Source organism: Alteromonas portus (assembly GCF_005117025.1).
Classification (GTDB): Bacteria; Pseudomonadota; Gammaproteobacteria; order Enterobacterales; family Alteromonadaceae; genus Alteromonas; species Alteromonas portus.
In genome coordinates this window covers 809127-833917 of record NZ_SWCO01000001.1, presented here as the reverse complement: position 1 = coordinate 833917, position 24791 = coordinate 809127, and the positions used below count along the sequence as shown (strand labels likewise).

21 protein-coding genes are annotated in these 24791 nt (G+C 45.0%); 7 read left to right on the top strand and 14 right to left on the bottom strand.

Going from position 1 to position 24791, the window contains the following annotated elements; all coding sequences use genetic code 11:
• Positions 1-59 precede the first annotated feature (59 nt).
• Together E5672_RS03430 and pheA are read left to right on the top strand one after the other, a co-directional pair.
• Positions 60-860 carry a response regulator gene (locus tag E5672_RS03430; RefSeq protein ID WP_136780914.1) on the top strand — a complete coding sequence of 267 codons (801 nt, stop codon included), beginning with the start codon at positions 60-62 and terminating at the stop codon, positions 858-860.
• A gap of 308 nt (positions 861-1168) precedes the next feature.
• Entirely contained in the window at positions 1169-2350 is a 1182-nt protein-coding gene (gene pheA, locus E5672_RS03425) for a prephenate dehydratase (RefSeq protein WP_039216761.1), read from the top strand.
• Positions 2351-2409: 59 nt separating this feature from the next.
• Here pheA and tyrA read toward each other — a convergent pair whose 3' ends face one another.
• The 3 genes from tyrA to E5672_RS03410 all read right to left on the bottom strand — a co-directional run bounded on the left by tyrA (position 2410) and on the right by E5672_RS03410 (position 5186).
• Complete coding sequence (gene tyrA / locus E5672_RS03420) at positions 2410-3564, bottom strand: bifunctional chorismate mutase/prephenate dehydrogenase (protein WP_136780913.1); 1155 nt, start codon at positions 3562-3564, stop codon at positions 2410-2412.
• Positions 3565-3640: 76 nt separating this feature from the next.
• The gene (locus tag E5672_RS03415; RefSeq protein ID WP_136780912.1) at positions 3641-4729 is read right to left on the bottom strand and encodes a 3-deoxy-7-phosphoheptulonate synthase; all 1089 of its coding nucleotides are present in this window, start codon (positions 4727-4729) and stop codon (positions 3641-3643) included.
• Between the two features lie 259 nt (positions 4730-4988).
• Positions 4989-5186, bottom strand: coding sequence for a hypothetical protein (locus E5672_RS03410; protein WP_136780911.1), 198 nt, complete (start codon positions 5184-5186; stop codon positions 4989-4991).
• Between the two features lie 179 nt (positions 5187-5365).
• Between E5672_RS03410 and E5672_RS03405 the strand changes: the two genes are divergently transcribed.
• Positions 5366-6082 (top strand): enoyl-CoA hydratase/isomerase family protein, encoded by a 717-nt coding sequence (locus E5672_RS03405; RefSeq protein WP_136780910.1) that lies wholly within the window; start codon positions 5366-5368, stop codon positions 6080-6082.
• 69 nt (positions 6083-6151) lie between these two features.
• Here E5672_RS03405 and E5672_RS03400 read toward each other — a convergent pair whose 3' ends face one another.
• From E5672_RS03400 to rpsP, 5 genes are all read right to left on the bottom strand, one after another.
• Positions 6152-6802 carry a trimeric intracellular cation channel family protein gene (locus E5672_RS03400; RefSeq protein WP_136780909.1) on the bottom strand — a complete coding sequence of 217 codons (651 nt, stop codon included), beginning with the start codon at positions 6800-6802 and terminating at the stop codon, positions 6152-6154.
• 128 nt (positions 6803-6930) lie between these two features.
• Positions 6931-7290 carry a 50S ribosomal protein L19 gene (gene rplS / locus E5672_RS03395; protein ID WP_024015986.1) on the bottom strand — a complete coding sequence of 120 codons (360 nt, stop codon included), beginning with the start codon at positions 7288-7290 and terminating at the stop codon, positions 6931-6933.
• A gap of 18 nt (positions 7291-7308) precedes the next feature.
• Complete coding sequence (gene trmD, locus E5672_RS03390; RefSeq protein ID WP_014948834.1) at positions 7309-8070, bottom strand: tRNA (guanosine(37)-N1)-methyltransferase TrmD; 762 nt, start codon at positions 8068-8070, stop codon at positions 7309-7311.
• On the bottom strand, positions 8071-8592 hold the full coding sequence (gene rimM / locus E5672_RS03385; RefSeq protein WP_014948833.1) for a ribosome maturation factor RimM: 522 nt from the start codon (positions 8590-8592) through the stop codon (positions 8071-8073).
• Positions 8593-8615: 23 nt separating this feature from the next.
• Entirely contained in the window at positions 8616-8867 is a 252-nt protein-coding gene (gene rpsP, locus E5672_RS03380; protein ID WP_105931878.1) for a 30S ribosomal protein S16, read from the bottom strand.
• Positions 8868-9216: 349 nt separating this feature from the next.
• Between rpsP and E5672_RS03375 the strand changes: the two genes are divergently transcribed.
• Positions 9217-9642 carry a hypothetical protein gene (locus E5672_RS03375; protein ID WP_161569371.1) on the top strand — a complete coding sequence of 142 codons (426 nt, stop codon included), beginning with the start codon at positions 9217-9219 and terminating at the stop codon, positions 9640-9642.
• 25 nt (positions 9643-9667) lie between these two features.
• Here E5672_RS03375 and E5672_RS03370 read toward each other — a convergent pair whose 3' ends face one another.
• A complete protein-coding gene (locus E5672_RS03370) occupies positions 9668-10342 on the bottom strand; it encodes a DsbA family protein (protein ID WP_136780907.1) in 675 nt (224 codons plus the stop codon).
• Positions 10343-10570: 228 nt separating this feature from the next.
• Between E5672_RS03370 and E5672_RS03365 the strand changes: the two genes are divergently transcribed.
• From E5672_RS03365 to E5672_RS03355, 3 genes are all read left to right on the top strand, one after another.
• Positions 10571-12379 (top strand): ABC transporter transmembrane domain-containing protein, encoded by a 1809-nt coding sequence (locus tag E5672_RS03365; protein ID WP_136780906.1) that lies wholly within the window; start codon positions 10571-10573, stop codon positions 12377-12379.
• Between the two features lie 168 nt (positions 12380-12547).
• Positions 12548-13606 (top strand): efflux RND transporter periplasmic adaptor subunit, encoded by a 1059-nt coding sequence (locus E5672_RS03360; protein WP_136780905.1) that lies wholly within the window; start codon positions 12548-12550, stop codon positions 13604-13606.
• Positions 13599-16715 carry an efflux RND transporter permease subunit gene (locus tag E5672_RS03355; RefSeq protein ID WP_136780904.1) on the top strand — a complete coding sequence of 1039 codons (3117 nt, stop codon included), beginning with the start codon at positions 13599-13601 and terminating at the stop codon, positions 16713-16715. Before E5672_RS03360 ends, E5672_RS03355 begins: the two co-directional genes overlap by 8 nt.
• A gap of 232 nt (positions 16716-16947) precedes the next feature.
• Here E5672_RS03355 and E5672_RS03350 read toward each other — a convergent pair whose 3' ends face one another.
• The 5 genes from E5672_RS03350 to E5672_RS03330 form a co-directional block, all read right to left on the bottom strand.
• Positions 16948-17985, bottom strand: a complete 1038-nt coding sequence (locus tag E5672_RS03350) for an alpha/beta hydrolase (protein ID WP_240692143.1) — start codon at positions 17983-17985, stop codon at positions 16948-16950.
• Between the two features lie 253 nt (positions 17986-18238).
• Positions 18239-18631, bottom strand: a complete 393-nt coding sequence (locus tag E5672_RS03345) for a TerB family tellurite resistance protein (RefSeq protein WP_014948825.1) — start codon at positions 18629-18631, stop codon at positions 18239-18241.
• A 462-nt stretch (positions 18632-19093) separates the two neighbouring features.
• Positions 19094-20311 carry a phosphoenolpyruvate carboxylase gene (locus E5672_RS03340; RefSeq protein ID WP_136780902.1) on the bottom strand — a complete coding sequence of 406 codons (1218 nt, stop codon included), beginning with the start codon at positions 20309-20311 and terminating at the stop codon, positions 19094-19096.
• A complete protein-coding gene (locus tag E5672_RS03335; protein WP_014978725.1) occupies positions 20308-20943 on the bottom strand; it encodes a condensin complex protein MksE in 636 nt (211 codons plus the stop codon). Before E5672_RS03335 ends, E5672_RS03340 begins: the two co-directional genes overlap by 4 nt.
• The gene (locus E5672_RS03330; protein WP_136780901.1) at positions 20940-24662 is read right to left on the bottom strand and encodes an ATP-binding protein; all 3723 of its coding nucleotides are present in this window, start codon (positions 24660-24662) and stop codon (positions 20940-20942) included. Before E5672_RS03330 ends, E5672_RS03335 begins: the two co-directional genes overlap by 4 nt.
• Positions 24663-24791 lie beyond the last annotated feature (129 nt).

Below are 24791 nucleotides of genomic sequence, written 5' to 3'. Positions count from 1 at the left end.
ATACATAGCCACCTGTACGCTCTCACTTTTTCATCAACATATAACAAAAAGAGTCTGAAATGGAAAAGCTGTCAATTTCTGATTTACACATAATTTTGGTTGAACCTTCTGACACGCAACGAAAAATTATTACCACGTTGCTGTTAAAAGAGAACGTTAAGGAAATTGACCCCGTCAGTACCCTTTCCGAAGCCCGTTCAGCGGTTAAAGCTCATGGCGCCGATTTAATAGTAAGTGCCATGTATTATGAAGATGGGACTGCACTGGAGCTTCTAAAATTTATCAAAGAGGATGACGCATTTAAGAGCATTCCATTTATGCTCGTATCCAGTGAAAATCGATTGAGCAAACTGGAAGAATTTAAACAAGCAGGCGTTGCAGCCATTCTTCCAAAGCCATTTGAACCACTTCACTTATCACGTGCGCTCAATGCGAGCCTAGACCTTATCAATCACGACGAGTTAGAGCTGGACTTATTTGACGTACACGACGTTCGCGTTCTGCTTGTCGATGACAGTAAACTTGCTCGAAATCATATTAGACGAGTACTTGAAGGTATGGGACTACAGCGTATTCAGGAGGCTGAAAATGGCGCGGCTGCGCTTACCTTGATAAAAGACCAATCTTTCGATTTAGTAGTTACTGACTACAACATGCCTGAAATGGATGGTCGAGAGTTATCTGAATTTATTCGTTTTAACCCAGAAACTACTCATATTCCCATTATTATGGTGACATCTGAATCTGCAGACAGTGCCCATATGGCCAATATTCAGCAAACCGGTGTAAATGCATTGTGCGACAAGCCCTTTGAGCCAAATGAAGTGCGTCAAATGCTGTCAGCGTTGTTAGGCAATTAGCCTTCTCCACCCATTTTTACATAAGTGCCGCATATCGCGTATCCATGCGACGTGTGGCAAACTTATTTTTAGTTCTTTTTCAAGCCTCTCATATCAAAAACAACTATACATTTTGTAAAAATGAGTTGACACACATAGGGGTTCAACATACATTCAACCTCATGAAACAGATAATAAAGCACGTAGCATTTTTCTTTTTTGCGTTTACATCCTTTTATTAGGGAGGCGCAGCTACATGCATGAAAACCTCCCACTTGGGAGGTTTTTTTTTTAGCAACATTTATTTATACGATACGCACGGGAATGATATGTCAGACAATGCATTAGATACTGTTAGAGAGCGCATTACCGCGTTAGACAGTGAATTACTTACACTACTCTCAGAACGCAGAAAGTTAACCAATGAAGTGGCTGAGACGAAAATAAAGCATCACATTCCTGTGAGAGATCAAAAACGTGAAGAACAACTTTTAGTTCGCCTTATAAAAGAGGGCCAAAGCATTGGATTAGACCCTCATTACGTAACACAAATTTTTCATGTAATTATTGAAGACTCCGTGTTGAACCAACAGGCGATGCTTGCTGAACGTGCAAACCCTGGCAGCACGCTACCGTTAAACCGAGTCGCGTTTCTGGGCGACAAAGGTTCTTACTCCTACCTTGCGACACAGAAGTATTTTTCACGTAGACCTGGAGAGTTGTTGGAAATTGGTTGCCAAAGCTTTGCTGAAATTATTCACAAAGTTGAGAGCACAGAAGCCGATTACGCAGTGTTGCCCATTGAGAATACGACCTCAGGCAGTATTAACGAAGTGTACGACCAGCTGCAACATACACAACTAAGTATTATTGGCGAGCTTACCCACCCTATACGCCATACTTTGTTAGTGGGAACCAACACCAGTATCGATAAAATTAAAACGCTTTATGCACACCCTCAGGTGTTCACTCAATGTAGCCATTTCCTAGCCGAGCTAGGAAATGTTGAAGTAAAGACAATGGACAGCACAAGCTCTGCCATGTTAACCGTTAGTGAGCTTCAGCGCGACGACGTAGCGGCTATTGGAAGTGAAGCAGGCGGCAACCTTTATGGACTGATGGCAATAAAGAGCAACTTGGCAAACCAAAAAGAAAACCATAGCCGCTTTATTGTTGTTGCTCGCAATCCTGTGGTTGTCCCTTTGCAAGTACCAGCTAAAACAACCCTCGTTATGTCTACTATTCAAAAGCCAGGTGCACTTGTAGAGGCCTTATTGGTGCTTCGAGAGAACAGCATCAATATGACCAAGCTTGAATCCCGCCCTATTCCAGGCAACCCTTGGGAAGAAATGTTCTATATTGATGTGGAAGGCAATGTAGAAGATGGCCCTGTGCAAAATGCCCTTGATGCATTGCGTGGAATTACACGCTATATCAAGGTACTAGGATGCTATCCGAGTGAAGAAATTAGCCCAACCAAAGTTGCGGCGGCGAGCGCGCTGGCCGATTAACACGAAAAAAGGTGAGCTTCGAAGCTCACCTTTTTACCAATTAACCGCTTTATTGAAAACTACTTGTCTCTTAAAAGCTGTCCGTCATCAGCCTTTAGCAACATCTGTTTACTATCGACTAAACACTTCTTCGCATAGTCTCCAAACCATGCCCCGACTCTCATAAACTGCTCGACAAAGCCTTTTTTATCCCCATTCTCAAGCAATGACAATGCAATTCCAAAACGTTCGTAAAAGCGACGTAAAAGTGCAAAGTTGTCGGGGTTATTGAAGATAATATCGGCATAAAGCTGTGGTGACTGAGCGAATAACCGGCCTACCATTGCGAGTTCTAACCGATAAATAGGTGAGCTAAACATGGTGAGTGACTCTAGATTTGGATCTTCACCTTTTAGGTGTTGGCCGTATACAAAGGTGTTGAAATGGCGCATAACCTGAATGTAAGCCATGGCTTGGTCGTGTTCTTGCGCACTAGAGTCGTGAATTGTGGCCCCCCAAATTCGCATTTGTTCAATAAGCCAACTGTACTTGTCACTATCACGCCCATCACAAACCACCACTACTTGCTTAATCATGCCTGGCGCATCAGGGCCAAACATAGGGTGTAATCCAACGACAGGGCCGCTGTGTACGGCAAGCATTGCTTCAAGTGGCTTAGCTTTAATACTGGTTATATCGGCAAGCACACAGCCTTTGGGTAGCATAGTAAGCTTACTAATCACGTCTTCCGTTAAATTAATGGGAACCGCAACAACCACTAAGGATGCACAACTCAAGAGCGATGATGCTCTGCCACTTTCCCAGTCGTCTTTTTCCACAACTGAAACGTTGTAATTACTTCGTTCGAACAAGCTCACAAACACACGGCCAAGCGCTCCTGCTCCACCAATGACAACCACGTTGTCGACATCTGGTTTTACACAGCGGTACTTGTTGTTTTGCGTATGGTAAGACTCTCGCATTACACGACGTAACAAGTCTTCGGTGAGTTCTGGAGAGACCCCAAGCGCTTCAGCCTGAGCACGGCGAGAAGCGATCAACGCTTTTTCGCGCTCTGGCACATATATGGGCATGCCAGCTTCGGCCTTAATTTGACCGACTTGGGTGGTAATTTGATTACGTTTTGCGAGTAACTCGACAAGCTGGGTATCCAGCTCGTCGATACCTTCACGCAGCGTATCTAATTTTTTTAAGTGCTGCGAAAAATCGGCCATTCTGTCTTATCCTTGAATCAAATGGCACGGGGCTTGTGGCCAACAGCTATCTGGCCACATTTGGCGTTACTTAGATTTAAGCCACCGTGCGCTTATTTTGGCGTAAGGGTAACACAGTTATTAACTTATCTCTGGTCTGAGAGATTAAGTTTTCTGTTGTTTCCCAGTCGATACATCCATCTGTAATTGAAACACCGTACTCAAGTTCTTCAGGTTTTTTGCCTTCAGCTTTTTGATTGCCGGGCTTCAAGTGGCTTTCCAACATAACACCAATGATAGACTGATTGCCTTCTAGAATTTGATTAACCACATTCTGTGCAACCAAAGGCTGGCGGCGATAGTCTTTCGATGAATTTGCATGGCTGCAGTCAACAACTAAGCCTGCCGTCAATCCCGCATCTTGCAATTCAATTTCGCATTCAGACACACATACTGAATCATAGTTAGGCTGCTTTCCACCGCGCAAAATAATGTGACCATCGGGGTTGCCACTCGTGCCTATAATGCTTACCTGACCTTGCTTGTTAATTCCCATAAAACGGTGGCCCGATGCCGCAGATTTAAGTGCGTTAATAGCAATATCTAAGCTGCCATCTGTACCATTTTTAAAACCTACTGGCATAGATAGACCGCTGGCCATTTCACGGTGAGTTTGAGATTCAGAGGTACGTGCACCGATAGCTGCCCAGCTAAATAGCTCTGCAAGGTATTGCGGGCTAATTGGATCTAACGCTTCTGTTGCAACAGGCAGCTCTAATTCAGCAAGCCAAATTAACAGTTCTCTTGCTTTACGAAGACCAGTTTCGATGTCAAATGTACCGTCGATATGGGGGTCGTTAATTAAACCTTTCCAACCTGTTGTAGTACGTGGCTTTTCGAAGTACACACGCATGACGATGAATAGCGTATCTTTGCACGACTCATGAAGCTCTTTAAGCTTAAGCGCGTATTCTTTCGCTGCATCAACATCGTGTATAGAACATGGTCCACACACAACAAGTAATCTATGGTCGCGGCGGTGAATGATATCTGAAACAATTTGTCTAGACTCTGAAATAGCCGCTAACGCTTTGTCTGACACAGGCAATTCAGCACTCAGCGCTTCTGGGGTAATAAGTACATCTTCAGTACTTACGTGAACATTATTTACGGTGTCCTTGATCATGGGAGCTCTCTTACTCTCTTAACTACAAATAAAAAAAGGAAAACTAAACGCCAAAAGAGTGTGCAATCTGCATGTAAACTTTATTGTACAACCAGCTTTTTCTATATTTCTTTAACGTCATTGACTTTTTAACAACTAAAGCGTAATAGCGCAAGTAATAACGAATAATACTTTAATCTAGGGTAGATTCGTAGCGAATGAGCATGACTAAATGGCAATGCCCCATATTTAAAGCTCAAATTTTAATCGGCAGTGAGGTTTAATCGTTTTTACTTAGCTTCCCCAATTTGTAAGCGTCTCCCATAAGTACATCGCCAGCCATCGCACTCGATAAGACTGCTATTACAAATAACATCTCTCTCGCATTGTCGATACCACTAACAAGGCTCCAAACAGCAAACATCACCACCGATAATCCCAATTGAGTGGCAATGAATTTAATATATATTTTCTTCACTTTTGATCTCCGAAGAAGCTAAGCAAGCTTGCGTTAATGATGCACATCTCCGTGCACCTTAAATTTATGTATCTTGAATCTATGTATCTCAAGTTATTAACGGGCATAAATAAGCTAAATTTCTCATTTATTGTCTAGGTTTTGTATGATTGCCACAAAGGAATAATAACGAGAACACAATGAAAAGTTTAACCATCTCCTATACTGGCGACGTAGCTACCTTAACTATGCAAAATGGTGAAAATCGTCACAATCCTGTTTTTGCAAAAGAGATGCTGTCAGCTTTAGATTCCATTAAAAGTAATGAAAGCTGTAAAGCGCTGGTGATCACCTCAAACGACGAGAAATGTTTTAGTTTGGGTATCGATACCGATTGGCTAATGCCAGCCATGAAAGCAGGACGTACTGAAGAAATTAAGCAGTTCATGCATGATATGGACGAGGTGTTTAAAACTCTTCTTCTTTATCCTCTCCCTGTTATTGCTGCTATTAACGGTCACGCTTTCGGCAATGGTGCAATTTTAGCTTGCGCTTGCGACTTCAGATTCATGCGCTCAGACAAGGGGTTCTTCTGTTTTCCTGAAGTGGATTTGTCCATTCCCTTTTTACCCGGAATGATAGAGTTTGTGAAAAAGGCAATGCCGTATTATAGGTTCAACGAAATGAAGCTTTCAGGTAGACGTGTATCAGGTAAAGAGTTAGAGCAAGATCACGTGGTAGAAAAGGCGTATGGCTCACAAGAAAGCTTAGTGGAGGGTGCACTCAATTACGCGAAAACATTTGATAAGAAGCGAGGTATTTTTGGCGAACACAAAAAACGACTGCACAAACATATTATCGATACTATCGATAACGAGAATAAACCGTTAATAGAAGCACTCTCACTTATGGCTTAGCCATTAAACTTGATTGGGTGAGGTGATTTATGCAGAACTTCACCCTGCCCTGAGTCTAGAACATGCGTATCACTGTTTCGCCTTTGAGGTGTTGTTGGGTTTGGGCGTTCTTTTTCTGAACAAGTCTATTTTCACGCCCCAGTGAAGTGATGCAATCCTTAGTAAAACCGTAACGAAAATCGAGCCTAAAATACACCATAGATATGAAACATCTAACGTAAACAAAGCGGCATAGGTAAGCCCTCCCGCAAAACATGCACTTGCATAAACATCACCTCGCATTACGTAAGGTACTTCTCTGCACACCACATCTCGCATCAGGCCGCCGAAAATCCCTGTTGTCATGCCCATGGTCAAGGCCACAATCATTCCGGTGCCGCTCATCAAAGCCTTTTCAATACCCATTACATTAAAGACAGCCAGCCCTATGGTATCAATAAGAATAAAGTAAAAATTGGAAGGCGAAGGCATATAGCGAACGAATAACACAGTTGCAAAAATGGCCGAATAAGTAGCCAAAAGATATTCAGATGTTTCCACCCAAAAAATAGGTTTTCCTAATAGTAAGTCTCGTAATGTGCCACCACCGAGCGCCGTCATTACGCCTACAACCACAATACCGAAACCATTGATGCTTTTATCGTGCCCAAGCAACGCGCCAGATACAGCGAAAAAGGCAACACCTATAATACCTAGCACAATAAAATAATCTGAACTCATCCTTCACTCTATTAAGAAACGTTAATATTTGTATGAATGAAGAAGAAAAAAGATCGAATTTCAGGCACAAAAAAGCCCGCATAAAGCGGGCTTTTTCGAAGTTAACAATAACGCAAGGATTAGTAATCTTAGTTAAGCTTCTCTTTGATACGTGCAGATTTACCTGAACGCTCACGTAGATAGTAAAGCTTAGCACGACGAACCGCACCGCGACGTTTCACTTCAATTGAAGAAACTGCCGGGCTGTGTGTTTGGAACACACGCTCAACGCCTTCGCCGCTAGAAATTTTACGCACGGTAAAAGACGAGTGCAGACCACGGTTACGTTTAGCGATAACAACACCTTCATAAGCCTGAAGACGCTCTTTGTCACCTTCGGTAACGCGAACTTTAACAACTACTGTGTCACCTGGACCAAACGCAGGAACATCAGTCTTTAGCTGTGCTTCTTCGATTTTTTTGATGATATCTTGACTGACTTTGCTCATCATATCCTCTCGTCCTAGTTAACTGTCATCTTGCTGCAGTTGCGCTTGGAATAATTCAAGCAAACGCTGCTGCTCCTCAGTCAGAGCTAGGTGATTTAACAATTCAGGGCGACGCTGCCAGGTTCTACCTAATGATTGCATCAATCGCCACTGCCTAATTTTTTCATGGTCCCCACTTAACAACACATCAGGTACCTTTTGACCATCGAGTATTTCGGGCCGCGTATAGTGCGGACAATCCAAAAGACCGTCAGTGAAAGAATCTTCAACTGCTGAAGCTTTATGCCCCAACACGCCAGGAACTAATCGAGCAACCGCGTCCATAAGGACCATTGCTGGCAGTTCACCGCCGCTTAGCACGTAATCACCAATAGAGACTTCTTCATCTACATGGCTTTCGATTACTCGCTCGTCGATGCCTTCATATCGGCCGCAAATTAAAATTGTGCGGTCAATGTTAGCAAGGCGCTGTACGCCTGCTTGGTCAAGGGGTTTCCCTTGTGGTGATAAGTAGATCACCTTACTTTTTTCGCCGCCAACTTTCTTGGCAGCTTGTATTGCGTCGGTTAGCGGTTTTACCATCATTAGCATACCGGGTCCGCCTCCGTAGGGGCGATCGTCTACTGTACGATGGCGATCATGTGTAAAGTCACGGGGGTTGAAGGTGTCAACCGATAACGTTCCAGATTTAACTGCTCGACCTATAACACCCTGTTGGGTAAAAGGGGCGAACATATCTGGAAACAGGCTAACAACGCCAAACCACTTTTCCGGTGTCACTTAAAACCCCGGGTCCCAGTCAACTTTAATGACCTTCGCTTCCTTATCCACCTCTTGTACGACTTCGTCGAACACAAAAGGCAATAGTCTTTCTTTTTGACCAAAAGCGTCGCCTACATTTGCTTTAACGTGGATCACGTCGTTAGCCCCTGTATTAAACACTTCTTTCACCACACCTAAGTCGTAACCTTGCGTTGTTACTACTTTCATGCCGGTGAGCTCACGCCAATAAACCCCTTCGTCACCTAAATCAGGCAGCTGTGAAGCATTTATGTTGATATCCAAGTTTTTGATGCGTTCGGCATCATCTCGACTATCAACGCCCACAATTTTTGCAACGAGGCTTTTACCGTGCGGTCGCCACTGGTCAATTTGGTATTCTTTTTCATCGCCAAGAAACCATGGCGCGTAATCAAAAATACCTTCTGGCGTTTCTGTATAGCTGTTGATTTTGACCCAACCTTTAACACCGTACGGTGCGCCAATTTTGCCAACAATCACTTTGTCAGACGCTAGACTCATCTATACCACCAGTTAATAACAGCTTACGCTGCAGATTTTTTCGCTTCTTTTACCAAGCTAGAAACGCGATCTGATAAGCTCGCGCCTACACCAACCCAGTAATCTACACGCTCTAGATCTACGCGAAGACGTTCCGCTTGACCTTGTGCAGTTGGGTTGAAGAAACCGATGTTTTCAATGAAACGACCGTTTCTTGCACGACGGCTATCAGCCACCACTAGTTGATAAAATGGACGCTTTTTCGCGCCACCACGCTGTAAACGAATAGTAACCATAAATGCCTCAAACTCGTTGTAGCGTTACCGTTAACTTAAGCCTTCAAACTACGACTAAAAATTAGACGCCAATTAGAAGGCCGCCGAATTATACGGATATCACCACTCAATGCAAGTAAAAGTCTTGCTTAACTTATAATTAGCGCCTACTCGGTGGTATTGCTTTAATCATCATCGAAAGCAGCACAACAACCAAACAAGCTCAACAAACGTACAATTATCAATAGCATTATCGCCGTATTGGTACTATGGTAAGACTTCATTCGGTAAAAAATGAAGGATCATGATTATGAAATGTAACGCGCTTCTACCTGCTCTTTTTTTTACACAGCTTGCTGGGTGTAGTGTTATGTCGGAACTACCTATACCTCAAGCGTCTATTTCGCCAGACGAAGCCCGCGTAGATTTTTACGTACAGCAATGGAAGAATGAGGAGGAGTTAGTTCGACTTATGTGTTGGAATCAACGTCCTTCTAAAGAATTTCGTGTACGTGACTTATCAGCTGGCGAGCACGCATTGTTCGTTGTCGCGGCCGTCAAGAATTCAGGAGTAAGACAAATTAATCGTAAAGAAGCCGTGGTTCGACTGGATGTAAATCTTGAAGGAGGCAAACGCTATTCTCTTGCCCAATCCAGAGATGGTGAGAACATGAAAATATGGCTTCAAGAATCTGAAACAGGGTATATTGCTTCTCAAATTGTAGATGTGGATGTTGGTGTGCCTCCTTTTGTTGGTAATTCGCGGTTAGAACAATGCCAAGAGGGCACAGTTTAAAAGCCCCCTAGCCCATCAATTACAACTATAGGCGACGCAGGGTTACACTTGCGTCGTTGTAGTCGTAAGGAACGTTTTGCCACTGTACATTTTTAAGCTTTTGTGACTGTGAATCTTCTGCCTCGTCAAGTCTGTTCGAGTTGAGTATTAAGCTGGGAAAGCCTTGTGCACCGATGCTGCGTGATAACTGAATTTCTTCATTTAATTTCTCAATCGTACTTTCACTATTAAGCTCTAACCCAAAACGCTTAGCATCAAGCCCTATTTCTTTAGCAAATGCTATCAAGGTATCAAAATCCGAAGGGTTTCTTGCATTCAAGTAATACCCTTCTTGAATTGCCTTTATCATTGCTTGCTCCAATACTTTTGCTTCATCACTATCTTTAGCCTGCGCTTTTGCTGCCAGAACAGCTCGACAAGAAGGATAAGTTGAACGACGAGGCTGACATTGCGTCCAAAAGTCGTAGTTGAATTGTGTTCCAGGCACGCGTTCTTGAATGGTTTGCCAGTACCCTGCAATGGTAAGCTTCATTTGTTCAGGCATGGGCAAGTCACTGTCTGGCGCAAGCCCGCCCAAAAGGTAAACAACGTTTATATCGTCCGGTAGTTCACGCTGTATTTGCTTCCACGTGGGTTCGAATGCCCAGCACCAACTGCACATTGGGTCGTGCACATAATATAGCGTCCGTATCTTATTCATCACTTCTCACTTTCCTTGGTACTTCACAAACAAATTTATTCAATACTGCGCATCTTTAAATAATATACTCAAATAGCGTACTCAAATCTCATCCTAGCGTAAATACTGACGCCGTAATCGCATTGGTTACGTCTAATGTACAAGCTTTGCCGTATAATCCATGAAACTATATTAGGTTGCGTTGTATTTTCAACGCCGCGAAGAAGTAATGTGCACAACGAGGTAATTTTGACAACACAGCTAACAACCGTATCAACGAAGCATGTCTTACAGTGGATTGGCTCACATTTACTTCATTATAAAACCCGGGTTGTTGGTGCAGTGATTGCTCTTTTTACCGCAGCCATCGCTTGGCTTTTACTTGGACAAGGCATTAAGTACGCTATCGACAGCGGTTTTATTGAGAATGCGGCAGAAACTTTAAACAAAGCTACTGTAATGGTTTTAGCTATTACCATTGTGGCCTGTTTGGCAACTTACGCGCGCTTTTACTTAATGACATGGCTTGGCGAGCGCGTTAGTGCTGATATTAGAAACCAAGTATATGCACACTTGCTGTCTCTCCCACCTTCCTTTTTTGCAGAATTGAGAACAGGCGAAGTCATTTCTCGATTTACCAGCGATACGACAATCATTCAGACGGTTGTAGGAATGAGCTTATCAATGACTCTTCGCTCGGTTGTGACTTTTGTCGGCGCATTAGCGCTTATGACCTTTTCTAGTCCTCTTCTTACATTTTGTGTGATTGTCGCCGTACCCGCGGTACTGGTGCCTATAAAGGTACTCGCGCCTCAGGTGCGCCGTTACGCTAAAGAAAGCCAAGATAAAGTGGCAGACTTGGGTGCACGAATTGATGAAAGTCTTCATGAAATTATGACGGTACAAGCCTATACCGCTGAAAATGCTGAAAGACTGCAATTTTCTAAAAAAGTAGAGCTTGCTATGGACGTTGCCAAAAAGCGTATTCACTATCGTTCTTTGTTGATTGGCAGCATCATGTGTATCAGTATGACCGCCATCATCTTTATCGCTTGGGTAGGTGCAAGGCAGGTATTAGACGGCACTATGACTGTGGGAGAGTTATCGGCTTTTCTTTTTTATGCCGTGATGGCTGGTGGCAGCGTGGCTACTATTAGCGAAGTTATTGGTGAAGTGCAGCGAGGTGTTGGCGCAAGTGAGCGTTTGTATGAGCTATTTACTACCGAGCCTACCATTCGAACTTTAAGTGCTGCAGCACCCGAAGCTTCTATTTCTTCAAATTACGCCGTCTTAAAAGAAGAAAATGACAAGCAGATAGTTTCCAAAGCGGCTCCGAAAATAGAATTGGAAAATGTTAGCTTTGCTTACCCCAATAGCAAACCTTTGTTTAATAATCTGAATATACATATTCGAGCGGGAGAACGCCTTGCTTTAGTAGGTGCAAGTGGCGCAGGCAAAACAACGCTATTTCAATTATTAATGCGCTTCTACGACCCTAGCGCGGGGCAAATACTCTTCAACGGTGCGCCAATCAACAAAATGCCCGTAGATGTTCTTCGTCAACATATCGCCATAGTAACTCAGGAGCCCGTGGTCTTTGCTGATACCGTGCTAGAAAATATTCGCTACGGCAGCCCGCATGCAAGCGACGACGCCGTGATGAATGCGGCGAAGCAGGCATTCGCGCACGAGTTTATTGATAACCTTGATGAGCGCTACCACACACAACTAGGTGAACGAGGCGTAAAACTCTCTGGCGGCCAAAAACAACGTATTGCTATTGCTCGCGCTATTTTGGCCGACCGCCCAATTTTACTGCTCGATGAAGCGACGAGCGCGCTTGACGCTATGAGTGAACGTATGGTTCAGCAAGCGATAGATAGACTTATGATAGGCAAAACCAGCATCGTCATAGCCCACCGACTTGCAACAGTGCAGCATGCTGACCGTATTTTGGTTATGGATAAAGGCCAGGTAGTTGGAAGTGGCAACCACGCCTCTTTGATGAAAAGCGATACCTTGTACAGGGAATACGCTGAACTGCAATTGCTTAGCTAAACCGCCTGTGGTGCTATACGGTACAAACAACAAGGTTAACCAATTGGCGATAAAACGCTCATTTTGGTAAAACAAAAAATAAAAAGCTTGCTGAACTTTGATGTGCTGGGCGCTGCTTAGCCGCACTGTGTTAGTTGTTGCAGGTTTAACTAATATTACGGGTTTAAAATGAAATATTCAGTCTATGGTGCATTGAAGACATGGACACGTCTTTGTGCTCTTTTTTTAGTAATGATGCCAGTTGCTAACGCGCAGTTCATGGGAGACAGGCAGGCGAAGCTTGTTGTTACCAAGCCCATTGAATTTATGAACGAAACGCGGAAAGTAGAGGCCGTTGGCAGTGCCGAAGCTGTGCGTTCCATAGTGCTGTATCCTGCTGTTTCCGACGAGGTAACAGAAATCAACTTTGTGCCTGGTCAATCGGTAGAAAAAGGCAAAGTGTTGGTTCGCCTTGACGACAGACGCCAGCAGACCGCATTAAAACGCGCCAAACTTACTTTGGAAGATGCACAGCGTACAGTAGAGCGATTAGCGTCAAGCTATAAGCAAGGTGCAGTACCTGTGAGCGAATTAGACTTAGCTCGCACTCAGCGCGACCTTGCAGAAGTTGCCTTGGAAGAGGCGCAAGCAGATTTAGAAGACAGACATATTGTCGCACCTTTTGACGGTGTTGTTGGCATTACTGATGTAGAAGTGGGCGACCGTATTAACGAACAAACGGTTATTACTACCTTAGATAACCGAAGCAAACTTTTTATCAATTTTAAAGCACCAGAAGCGGCCCTCCCAGTTTTACTAAATGCGCCTAACGTCACGCTAGAACCCTGGAGCGATAAAGAACAACGGGTAAAAGCTGAAATAGCCCAAGTTGATTCTCGCATAAATGAAGCGGACCGCACCCTTCGTGCGCGCGCAATATTGGATAACTCGTCTGATAAGTTTCGCCCAGGTATGAGCTTTAGGGTCAATCTCAGTATCGAAGGTGATCGCTACGCAGCCGTACCTGAAGCGGCATTGTTATGGGGAGCCACTGGTGCCTACATCTGGCTTGCACAAGACGGAAAAGCGAAACGTGTAGATGTAAGCGTTCACCAAAGGCTGAGAGGAACCATTTTAGTTTCAGGCGATATTAAAGAAGGCGACAAACTGATTTCCGAGGGTGTTCAGCGCTTACGTACCGGACAAGAAATTACTACCGAACTGGCCGGAGGGCCTAAAGGTGAGTGATCAAAATTTATCGTCTTCAGTGAGCGACCTACCTTCACTTTCCATACGACGCCCTGTTTTAATTGTCGTTTTAAACTTACTTATTGCTATAGCAGGTCTTGCGGCCCTAAGTGGCCTTGAAGTGCGTGAACTTCCCGATGTTGATACGCCCCGTGTAACGGTTACCGCCGAATTTCCTGGCGCGTCACCTGAAACTGTAGACGCTGAGGTAACCGGACGTCTCGAGGGCGCAGTAGCCCGAGTGAGTGGTGTAAAAAATATTTCAGCACAAAGTGAAGAAAACTCTTCGCGTGTTCGGGTGGAGTTTCGCCCTGGCGTCAATTTAGAAGACGCCGCTAACGAAGTCCGTGAGTCGGTAAGTCGAATTCAGAGACAACTTCCAGACGATGTAGAGCAAGTATCAATTATCCGTGCCGACAGCGACGCCCAGGCGGTGGTTAGCTTGGCTATATCTAGTGACACATTAGATATGGAAACGCTCACCGAACGCGTTGAGACTGATGTAGCTCCACTGTTTCTTAGTATTCCCGGCGTTGCTGATGTAACGTTAGATGGTGACAGAGAGCGAGTTTTACGCGTATCAGTTGACCCCTTGCGGTTGACCAGTTTTAGCCTATCTATGAGCGACGTAGCAGACGCTCTCGCATTGGCCCCTTTCGATGTGCCTGCAGGTAGTATTCAATCGGCTGACCAGGCGCTTATTGTGCGTGCTGATGCAACATCAATATCAGCAGAAGATGTAGGCAATATTGTGGTTAGCGGCGACATTCGTATTAATGATGTCGCAAGTGTTTATTTTGGTCCGGCCGATACCACCAGCGTAGTTCGCTTAGATGGAACTCCCGTAATCGGTGTAGGCGTCATCCGCCAGGCAAGCTCTAATACCATAGAGATTTCCGATGAAGTGCTTGCCATGGTTCAAGATCTCGACAAACGCTTTACCGATATGAACATCACGGTAACGGCAGATGACGCGGAATTTATCCGTGACTCTGTAAAAGAAGTCGTCGTCTCTTTAAGCCTTACTATAGCGCTGGTTGTAGTCACGCTGTTGGTATTCATTGGTTCGTGGCGGGCAACCATTGTTCCCGCACTTTCTATCCCGGTTTCACTAGCAGGTGCTTTAGCAATTATTTGGGGGATGGGGTTTTCAGTTAATATTTTAACCCTACTGGCCCTCGTTCTTGCCACAGGTATGATAGTTGATGACGCAATTGTTGTATCAGAAAACATTCAGCGCCGCAGAAGCATGGGCTTAGGTGCTCGTGCAGCCGCCGTTGTTGGCACCCGGGAAGTCTTTTTCGCCGTAGTCGCGACCACTGCAGTACTGGCATCTGTATTTATACCCATTGCATTTCTTCCATCCACCGCAGGTCGGTTGTTTAGAGAATTTGGCGGCGTGTTAGCTGGTGCTGTAGTTATCTCTTCTTTTGTTGCACTTTCGCTGGTCCCCGCGCTTACCGCACGCCTTAAGCTAAAAGAAACAAAAGAGAACGGTTTGTTTAGCAGGACCTTTGGCCGTTTTGGTAATGCCTGCTTGCGCCTGTATCAGGCCTCATTATTAAAGGCCCTTAAATATGGCTGGGTAGTAGGTGTGTTAAGCCTAGCTGCAGGTGGTGGGGCTTATATTTTGTCGCAGAACATCGATAATGAACTTTTGCCAAGCGAAGATAGAGGGACAATACGCATATTTGCCCGCGGCCCTGATGGTGCCGGCCTAAACTTTATGGACAGACAAGCGGAAAAAATGGAAGAGCTGCTGCTTCCCTATGTGGATAACGGCACCATAGATTCCATTTACACGATCGTCGGTTCTTGGGACCCCAATATTGTGTTTATTACTGCTCCCTTAAAACACTGGGATGACAGAGATAAATCTCTGCAAGAAGTCGTTAATGAAATACGCCCTAAACTTCAGCAAATACCTGGCGCACCTGGTAATGCTTTTGGCGGCAACAGTCTTAATTTACGCGGCCAAGGAGGCGGTTTAGAGATTGCCCTTACCGGTGATACCTATGAAAACATTTTTCTAGCAGCGCAAAACTTTTCCCGTCAGCTTGAAGAAAAATTACCCGAGCTTGGCAGACCTAGAATTAGCTACGACCCAACTCAACCACAAATGCGCGTGAATATAGACCGACGTCGCGCAGAAGAGTTAGGCGTACCGCTAACGGATATTGCCAGCACGCTGCGCGCTGCTGTTAACGGCGATGATATCGCTGACTTAAACGTAGGGGATCAGGCTATTCCAATTATGCTGCAAACTAATAATCGCAGTACTTTAGATCCTTCAGACCTTACCAGTCTTTATGTTAAGAGCGACGATGGAAACTTAGTGCCTCTTTCAAGCGTGGCCTTTATCAGTGAAGAAGGTGTTGCAGCAGAATTAGAGCGTCAAGCACAGCGACGAGCGATAAAAGTGGAAATGGAGTTACCAGAAGATGTGGCGCTTAGCGATGTGGTGGATGAAATTCGCACTTTAGCACTCGATACTCTGCCTGATGGCATTGGGTTAGTATTCTTAGGCGAAGCTCAGACTTTTGAAGAGACGTCAAAGCAAGTTGCTCTTACTTACATCTTAGCGTTTGTTATCGTCCTACTGGTATTAGCTGCGCAGTTTGAAAGTGTGAACAGTGCAGTTGTGGTAATGCTTACCGTTCCTTTTGGTATTGCAGCCGCGGTCTATGCTTTGTTTTTAACCGGCACCAGCATCAATATTTACTCGCAAATTGGCTTGGTAATGTTGATAGGCCTTCTAGCTAAAAACGCTATCCTACTCATTGAATTTGCCGACCAGCTTCGCGATAAGGGTTATGATATTTACGATGCTATTGTCGAGGCCGGTAAGGTGCGTTTACGCCCTATTATGATGACGCTGGTTTCAACAATTTTAGGCGGCCTGCCACTCATTCTATCTACAGGCGCGGGGGCAGAAGCTCGCAATGCTATTGGTTGGGTGGTTTTTGGTGGTTTAGGTATCGCAGTAGTATTTACTCTTTACCTCACGCCAGTGTTGTATCTTGCACTTGCACGCTTCACCAAGCCTCGTGCCGATGAAAGCGCTAAGCTTGAAAGAGAAATGGAAGAAGCCAATGCACAGCAATTGTAAAGCGGCCCTGCTTCGGTAGGTGCCATGCCTTTTTAAGCGTCATCTGATCGGTTTTTTATGGTGCGGCTTAATTTGGTTAGAGAAATCTTAGAGACGCCCAAGCTAGATGTAATGTAACAACAAAAGGTGTTACATCCCGCGTTAAAGCTTGGGCGTTTTTTATAAAAACACGGCTGACGTTCAAGCTTTCAAGTAGACAAAATTACAATACCAATCCGCATAGATAATTGCCCTAGTAGGTTTTACAGAACGCTTTGACTTTGGCTTTACCAGTAAAGGCCAGCAGTTGATCGACCATCCTATCAAAGTAAGGGTTGTAGGTTAGCCTTGCGTACACGCGGTCTTGCTCACTGTTTGCTAAATTTTCTTCAGCGTTACCAGGCTTAAATCCCCACGGTCCGTACCACACTTCCTCTCCCGCTTTGCAGCGCGCTTCAGCGTCACTACCTTGCCCGTTATCACATATGCGGAAGTCACTCGCAGTACCATATAGCGGGTTCTTATCTGAAAAAAGTGTACTCATGTGAGAGGCTGCGCTAATCCGCTGCTCTGGGATCGTCATGGTTTGCATAATGAGTGTATTTTCAGGTACATCGGGTTCATCCTGGCCCTGCCACAATAAACACTTGTGTGGATGAGTAAAATTGTCTCTAAATTGTTCAGCTATAATGGCAGTATCTACCACGCTGTCTTTTTCTGCCACCACCATAAGTACAGGTAGATTCAATGTTCGTTCTTCTTTATCAGAGCGCGTAAACAAATCTTGAAGCACATTTACGCTTTCTTGATAAGCTGCGAAGCCCGGCATTGCAGTGGAGTTATAGCGGCTTGGGTTATCTTCTTCTTCGACATTGGGCCAAGGAAATAATGAATCGATATAGGGCGCTAAACGGGACACAAAGAAGCGTGACTTAAAGGCTGGTGAAAAATGCATGAGCCCTTTAATATCGAGCTCTTCAGCCATTGAAAAGCTTGCTATTGTGGTCAAATTAGCGCCCGTAGAAAAGCCACCAATGTAGAGATTATCTACTTCCTTAGAAAATAGCCGTATGTGATGATTCGTTTCTGTCTGCCACTGCTGATAAGTAACGTTTAGCATGTCTCCGGGTTTTGAGCCATGGCCCGGCAACAAAATGGTTCTTACGTGAATACCTTCATTGCACATGGCGTTCGCAACATCACGGAAAAAGTAAGGTGAATCGCCTAATCCATGAACTAGCAAAACGCCAATATCACGGTATTGCGTGCCGCATTCAAACGGCATATTCATGAATATTTCTTGAGTTTTGTTGTTAGAAATAAACGCTCTATGTTCCTGCAGGTAACTTTCAACTTCATTTAAGTAATTATCGAAAGGCTGCACTCCCACCGGAAAAGCCTGTGCACTAGCACTGAACTGCGAGCTGTGCGACGAATGACAGCCGCTTAACAAGAACAGCGCGAGGGAAGCAGCACATGCATGCGCTGCTTTAAAGGTAAAATTTGGCATTGTTAACGTGTAGGCTTATGGAAATTAAAAGCAATTATTGAAGTGTATCTTTACCCGAAACTAATGCCTTGGCGAGTAGTTTATGGGTAAGTAATGATAGAAGCTCGGTTTCTTCCTCGCTACGCTCGCCATCAACGCCTGTGATCGCCATCGCCACTTCTAGTGTTTTCTCAGCATCAAACGACAAGTCATGTTTTAAGCTGCGTAAAAACGTAATAGCATCACCGGTGTCGATGGCCTTTCGGGTTTGGTAGATAGTATCGTTAAGAAATGCTTCGCGGCAGATTGGACTTTGCCAGTCTAAAGACTCGACCATTGCATTCAGGTAGTCTTGTTCAGACAGCGTGACCATTCCATCGACTTGATAAAGTAAAACTGAAAGCTTGATAAGGGCTTGGTTAAAACTTTGTTGTTCTGATAATTGCATAACACTCTTCCTCTTCGTACTGTACGCGGCAGTACCACAACATGCTCTGCATCCTAGCAGTAGCGATAATTTTCAGTGTCTACATTGCGCTATTAAACATCGAAAACACTTTAGCCGCTGATTAACTGCAATAGGACCTGTAAACCTTTACTTTGGTTCCAAGGCTTCACAGGACCAACAATGTAGACCACAGAATTGACGGTAACATTACGCAGCGATGAAGATTTTAGTTCACTATGTTAAATAAGTGTAAACACCTATTGTATTATAGGTGTTTTTTGACAGGTTCCAAGTGTCATACATCTCAAAATCTAGTGTGACTATGATGTAAACATGGATTAAAAAAGGCAGTAGCTTTTGTTTAGATTTGAACAACTAGCGATGTAAGAAAGTCTGGCACACCCTTAATAAACGTGGGCCAGACTTACCTTGATAAGCAATGGGTAAGATTAAGAAGTTACGTTAACGCAAGCCCAAGGTGATATCGTTAATATAGAAATTGCCCGTATAGACTTTATCGTTATTACCATGGGATTCTAATGCAAAAAACTGCTTATCTTCATCGTTTAGGGCTTGATATCCACCAATTACCTGATAAATCCACACTTCAGGGTCAAAGTCTAAAGCCTGTTCTTCAAAGTAATCCAGCGCCGTTTTAGGCTGGCCCGAATCGATGACTTCACAGAAATACGCTTCTACCGCTTGCTGCAAAGGATCTTTTTCAAGCGACAAGGTTGATTGCTCAGCCACATCAATATCGACTGGCTTCGTGTCTTCGTGCTTAGTCTGACGTTTGTGTACGTGGGTTAACGACGCCACAATATTTTGATAATCGGCTTCATGCTCAACGTTGTTCACGTCTGGTGCTGCGTTAGCAATAATCGTGTCCGATTGATTAAACAACACAGGTACGTTAGTCAGGTTGGCGTAGTTACCCGGCGCAAAATCCGGCTGCTGCTCCATGTGTAGCAAGAAGCCTTTAAGCAAGCGAGTTCGACCTTGGAACTCTCTAAACCGACCCAACAAGTCTAATAAGCGTGCTTGTACTACTGATAACTCCTGTGCGGCCTTGGCAAAGCGCTGTTGCAGGGACACTACCAGCAAGTGACGAAGTTCACGGTTAGAACCCGCCAGTTCACTTAACTCATCGAAGCGGAAACACTCAAGCTGGGCAAGTAAATCGGTTACCTGTCCTTGCGCTAGCTCATTTTCGCGAATTTTAGCGTCAACCGAAGACACGTAGCCAAACTCATTGTTAATACGGCCAAACATGACACGTACGCTATTACTCAATGATTCTGAAAGTTGATAGACATGCTCGGTTAAATCGCCCATGTGGGCTGCCGCTTCATTGTACTTGTTGTAATGAAGGGCTTCTTTATAGTGCTCGGTTAGGGTTTTAAGGCTTGCCAGCGACGCACCAATATTGGCGTTGATAGTTCGGTTGCGCTCGTCTTGTAAGCTCCCCTCTAAAAGGGTTCTCACCGCGCTTTTCAAACGCAGTTCGCTTTGCGCTTCCGGACGCCATAAGACGCCTAGTTGAACAAGCTGTTCCAACACCTTAGGGCTGTGATCCCGCTCTTTTACTGAACCATTAATGTACGCCTGCATAATCAGGTCGCTGTGACGACCCAATGCGTTTAATAGTTTAGTTCCTGCCTGAATTAACACCTGGCTCATATCAAGCTACCTTGCGAAATAGCGGCCTCCGCCTGCTCAGATAAACTCAGCGCTTCAGTTTCATCAATGAAACGTAGCATTTCGTAAAGGTGTTCAATTTTGCCAGTGCCCAAATAAATCTGTTTATCTGGGTTTGGCTTAATCAGATAACCCATTTCAGTTAAGCGTTTAAACACCTGCTTTAGCTGACCATCCAAATTCACACTGGTAGAACCAAACATGCGATAGCGCGATATTTTCTCTAACTGCTCAGCATAGGCGGGCGTATCTTCAATGGTAGTTTGCAGCTCGTTTAATCGAATAGCGCTGCCCATGGTAATGGGCATATCAGATTCATTAGCTTGCTGAACTAGCAACAACCACTCTACCAGAGGCACTAGGTTAGATGCTGTATCTTGGAACTGCTGTGTAAGCACTTTGCGCTCGTTCTCACCAATCGTGAGGAAGCTGGCAAAGAATACGTCACCCTCAGCGGTGGTCGATAATGTACGATTCAATAACGCTAAATGAGGTTCTAACTGCGCAGCGTTGTCTCTTGATTTAAGAAAACGCCACGCTTCTTCATCGGTCACCTGACAAATAAACGCGCCTTGTAAAAGTGCACTCAGTACACGGCCTTGTTCTGTCATCATGCTGATGTCTCCTTGCCTACTACTTCACCGTTCTTTTCTGCTTCTTTTTTCTGTTTAATGCGCGCCCCTATAGAACTTGCTTTGGGCTGAACCACCTGCAGTTGGCGGGTTACCTTATCTATCAAGTAGCGGTTTTCAAACAGCGTCAATACTTCTGACTCTGGGTTAGGGAATGCGCCGACTACACTAATGTTATTGTTTTGACACGCTTCAAAGATTTTCTTCACGTTGTTTTGGTGAAGTGTACCTAGTTCATCGATAGGCCAATGCACTGTGGCGTCAGCATCGCCGCGCAGCAGACGGGTGAAAGCGAGTAAGAATTTACACAAAATTAGGTAGGCCATACCGTGGCTTGATGACTCGTTAAGCTGACGGTCGGTACGAATAACAAGGTCACTTTTACCCTCACGAAGGTGTAGCTCGATATCAAGTAGCTTGCTAATGCCGCCCGTGAGCGCTGCACGGCCAAGAATATCAAGAACCCGGCGCATACTTTGACCGTACTCTTCCTCTGGTAACTCGTTAGCCCCCTCTTCCATCCAGTGCTCATAGAGCTTTCTGAATTGCTCAAGTTCGGGCCAGAATTCAAGTTCACTAATACGTGAGCGAATTTTAACAGCCGAGTCTGATACACCATCAAGAGAAAGGTCGCCGTCGACCTCTTGGGTAATACGGCGGCTTTGCGACACAATGCGTTTGTCGATATCGGCAAGTACAAAGTAGTATTGCGAAAGATCGGCACCAAAGATACGGCCTTGCTCACGCAAGCCCTGTAGCTTCTGCGGAACAATCACGTTTAGAAGCTGTGCTAAATGCGACACCATACGTCGATGATCAAAGCTCTTCACGCCGTGGGCGTTCAGCGTTGCACACTCTTCACGGGCGCGCTCCCACGTATCAGATAGCCCTGTACCCGCTTGCGCGGCAATAAGCTGGTCGAATCTTTCTACATAGGCGCGAATATCGCTTAATAAATTTTCGCGCTCTTGAAGCTGGCTTTGCACTTCTGAGATACGCTGACCAATACTTACATCGTCATGCTTAATTTCAGCCGTTTCATCACCCGCTTGAAGCGTAAGCTTGGCAAGAGATTTACTTAAGGTTTTAACCTGTTCTAGGTGCTCACTGGCAGTTTTAAGCGTAGTTTCAAGCTGCCCGTGCTGCTCTTGAAGCTGTTCGCGATTAGCTTTATAGGTTGCTTGTTTGCTGGCTAAGTTACGCTCAGATTCGCCCAATAACTTACGCGACTTAGACAAGCCTTCCTGCCATACCACTTTTTGCTTGGTGAACACGTTAGTGTACCAACGCTCGTAGTCGGCTACTTTATGACGGTGGGTTTCAGTGCGCGTAATGTCTTCTTTAAGCTTATTGATTTGCTTTTTAAGCTGACCTATTTCATCAACATCCACGCCGCGATTACTTAATTCGCTTTCCAGCCAACTCTGCATATCTTTGCGGTCTTGTGCAGCGTTGTCTTTCGCCTTACGCATGTCGCTATCAAGCTGAGATATACGTGCTTCACTGTCAGCGATAAGCTGCTGCCAATGGAACTTGTGTTCGGTTTCCGCTTCGCGCTGCTGATCTTTGATTTCGTCACGACTAAGTTCAAATTGTGCCTTCGCTTGCTTTTGCGACTGCTGATTCGCTTCAAGCTTAGTTTTGGCTTTTTGCTTACGTGCAGAAAGCGCCTGCTGATATTCGCTAAGTACCGTATCGCGGTCTTGCTGTGCACGTTTACGGCTGGCTTCGGCACTTTTAACGGCGTTGTCTTTTTGAGTAACCACAAGCTCGGCGTTGCGCACATCTTCGTTCGCTTTCGCTAGGCGCTGTTCGCATTCGTTCTGCGCAGCAAGGGCAGCGGCTTGACGAATTTCAGCTTCTTGCAGCTGCTGCTTAAGCGCTTGCTCGGTAAAAGCGTAATCTGGGGTATCAAGTTCAGTAAGCGCTAACTTAACGCCCATAAAGGTATCGCTGTCGCCTTGTGCTTCCTTTCCCATAGCAGGTGCTAAATCAGTGCGCTCTAGTAGCTCAGGGCGAACAACTTTACCTAAGGATAACTCCCAGTCATCGACGTTGGCGCGCAAGAACTCAAGTAGCGAGCCTTCGCCTGGGTAAAGAAGCGCATTAATTTTGTTAACCGCTTTTTCTTCTTGTTGAAAGGCGTTGCGTGCCTTATCTAAGGCATTTGAACATTCTTTGCGAAACTCAACTGATTTACTGTGCGCCTGCTGCGCTTGTCGCAGCTCACCCCGCGCTGTATCTTCATTGATAGATGCTTCCTTAATGGCCGCATCAAGAATATCTAGCTGAGATTGTTCAAACTCGTTGTAGCCTGCGTTACTTAGTGAAGCTTTTAGTTCAGCTTCAGCAACTTTTAGCTCATTCAAACTATTTTGATAATCGTTCTGAAGCGCGTTTAGCTGGCTATTGTAGTCGCTCTGAATGCGACTTAATGCTTCACGCTCGCTCTGCTGCTGCTCAGCTTTATTCTCTGCGGCTTCTTGGCGTGCGGCTGACATTTCTTCCAGGGTAATTGACAGCTTTTCACCTAGCTCAGCCAAGCGCTTATTGTAGGCCGACTCAATATCTTGGTGTTTTTCAGTAAGCAGTACATAGCGACTATCGGCCATGGCCTTTTCATTTTGCCACTGCGCTAGATTTGCCACATCTTCTTTAAGCTGCTCAATATTTTGGTCTTGCCACTTTTCGAATTCACGCTCTACCGTATCAAGTTCACTGGTGAACTTCTCAACATCAGCGCGAGCAGATGAAATTACCTGGTTTAGGTGATCTCGGGTATCACCCCACTCGCTGTCCGTTTGTTTGCGCTGGAAGCTATTCTCATCCAGTTCATTCTTTGTTGTTTCAACGCGCGCAGCCAAGTAGGTCTTATCAAGCTCGAAGCTATGCTTAAGGTTAGCAAGCACTTGCTCTGTTGTGGTTAGCGCCATGTCAGCTTGTTCGAGTTTAGAAAACTCAGGGCGAATTTTGTCGAATTGTTTAATTAAATGACATTCTTTAATCCAGTCATCGACGCGGTGGCGGCTTAGGCCTGAAGTAGGTGGCGTAACGCCATCCTCTTCTAAAATGGCGGCAATCATGGCCTTGATGGTTTCCATCTTGCCTTCTTTAGAGTGAACCGCTTTAGCCAGTTTCTCGATGTGGCGCATGTGTTTCGACGGTTCGCAGAGGCTAAAGATTTTGGCGTAGCCTAATAGCTCACGGGCATTGTTACTCTGGTTAAGCACACCGTGGTCGTTTTGGATGATTGCGCGGAAGTCTTTCGTATTAAGTAAGCTCGTAACCAATATGTTGTTACGCTTCATGGCACGTGCAAGCTCGGCGCTGCTTACACTGGCGTGTTTGCCGTTCTTTTGCTCTATCAAGTAGTCACTGATTTCAAATGGCTTGCCGATTAAACGGTAATTTACGCCCGTACCATTTGAGCTTAACACTGCTTGGCACAGGTCACCTTCAGCACGCGTGTATTCATAAATAATAAAGCTAGACAAACGAGGCAAATACCAGCGTTCAAAGCTGTCACGGGTTGCCGGTACCACGCGACTTGGGTACTCGCCGTAAAACACGGGAATAAGTCGTTGAAGCGTGGTTTTACCCGACGCATTGGTACCACAAATATTGGTGTGTCCATCAAGCTTTAGCTCGACTACGCCTGGTAAATGCGTGTCGATAAGAATAATACGTTTTAAGCCTGCCATAGTGTTCCTGTATCAATAACTCTGCCGCGTGAACGCTCACACAGCACAAAACTGTACCTGCTTTGATAGGTAAAAGTTGCCTACCTGAAAGAAAGCGAGCACATGCGCACGATGTAGCCCGTCAGTGTA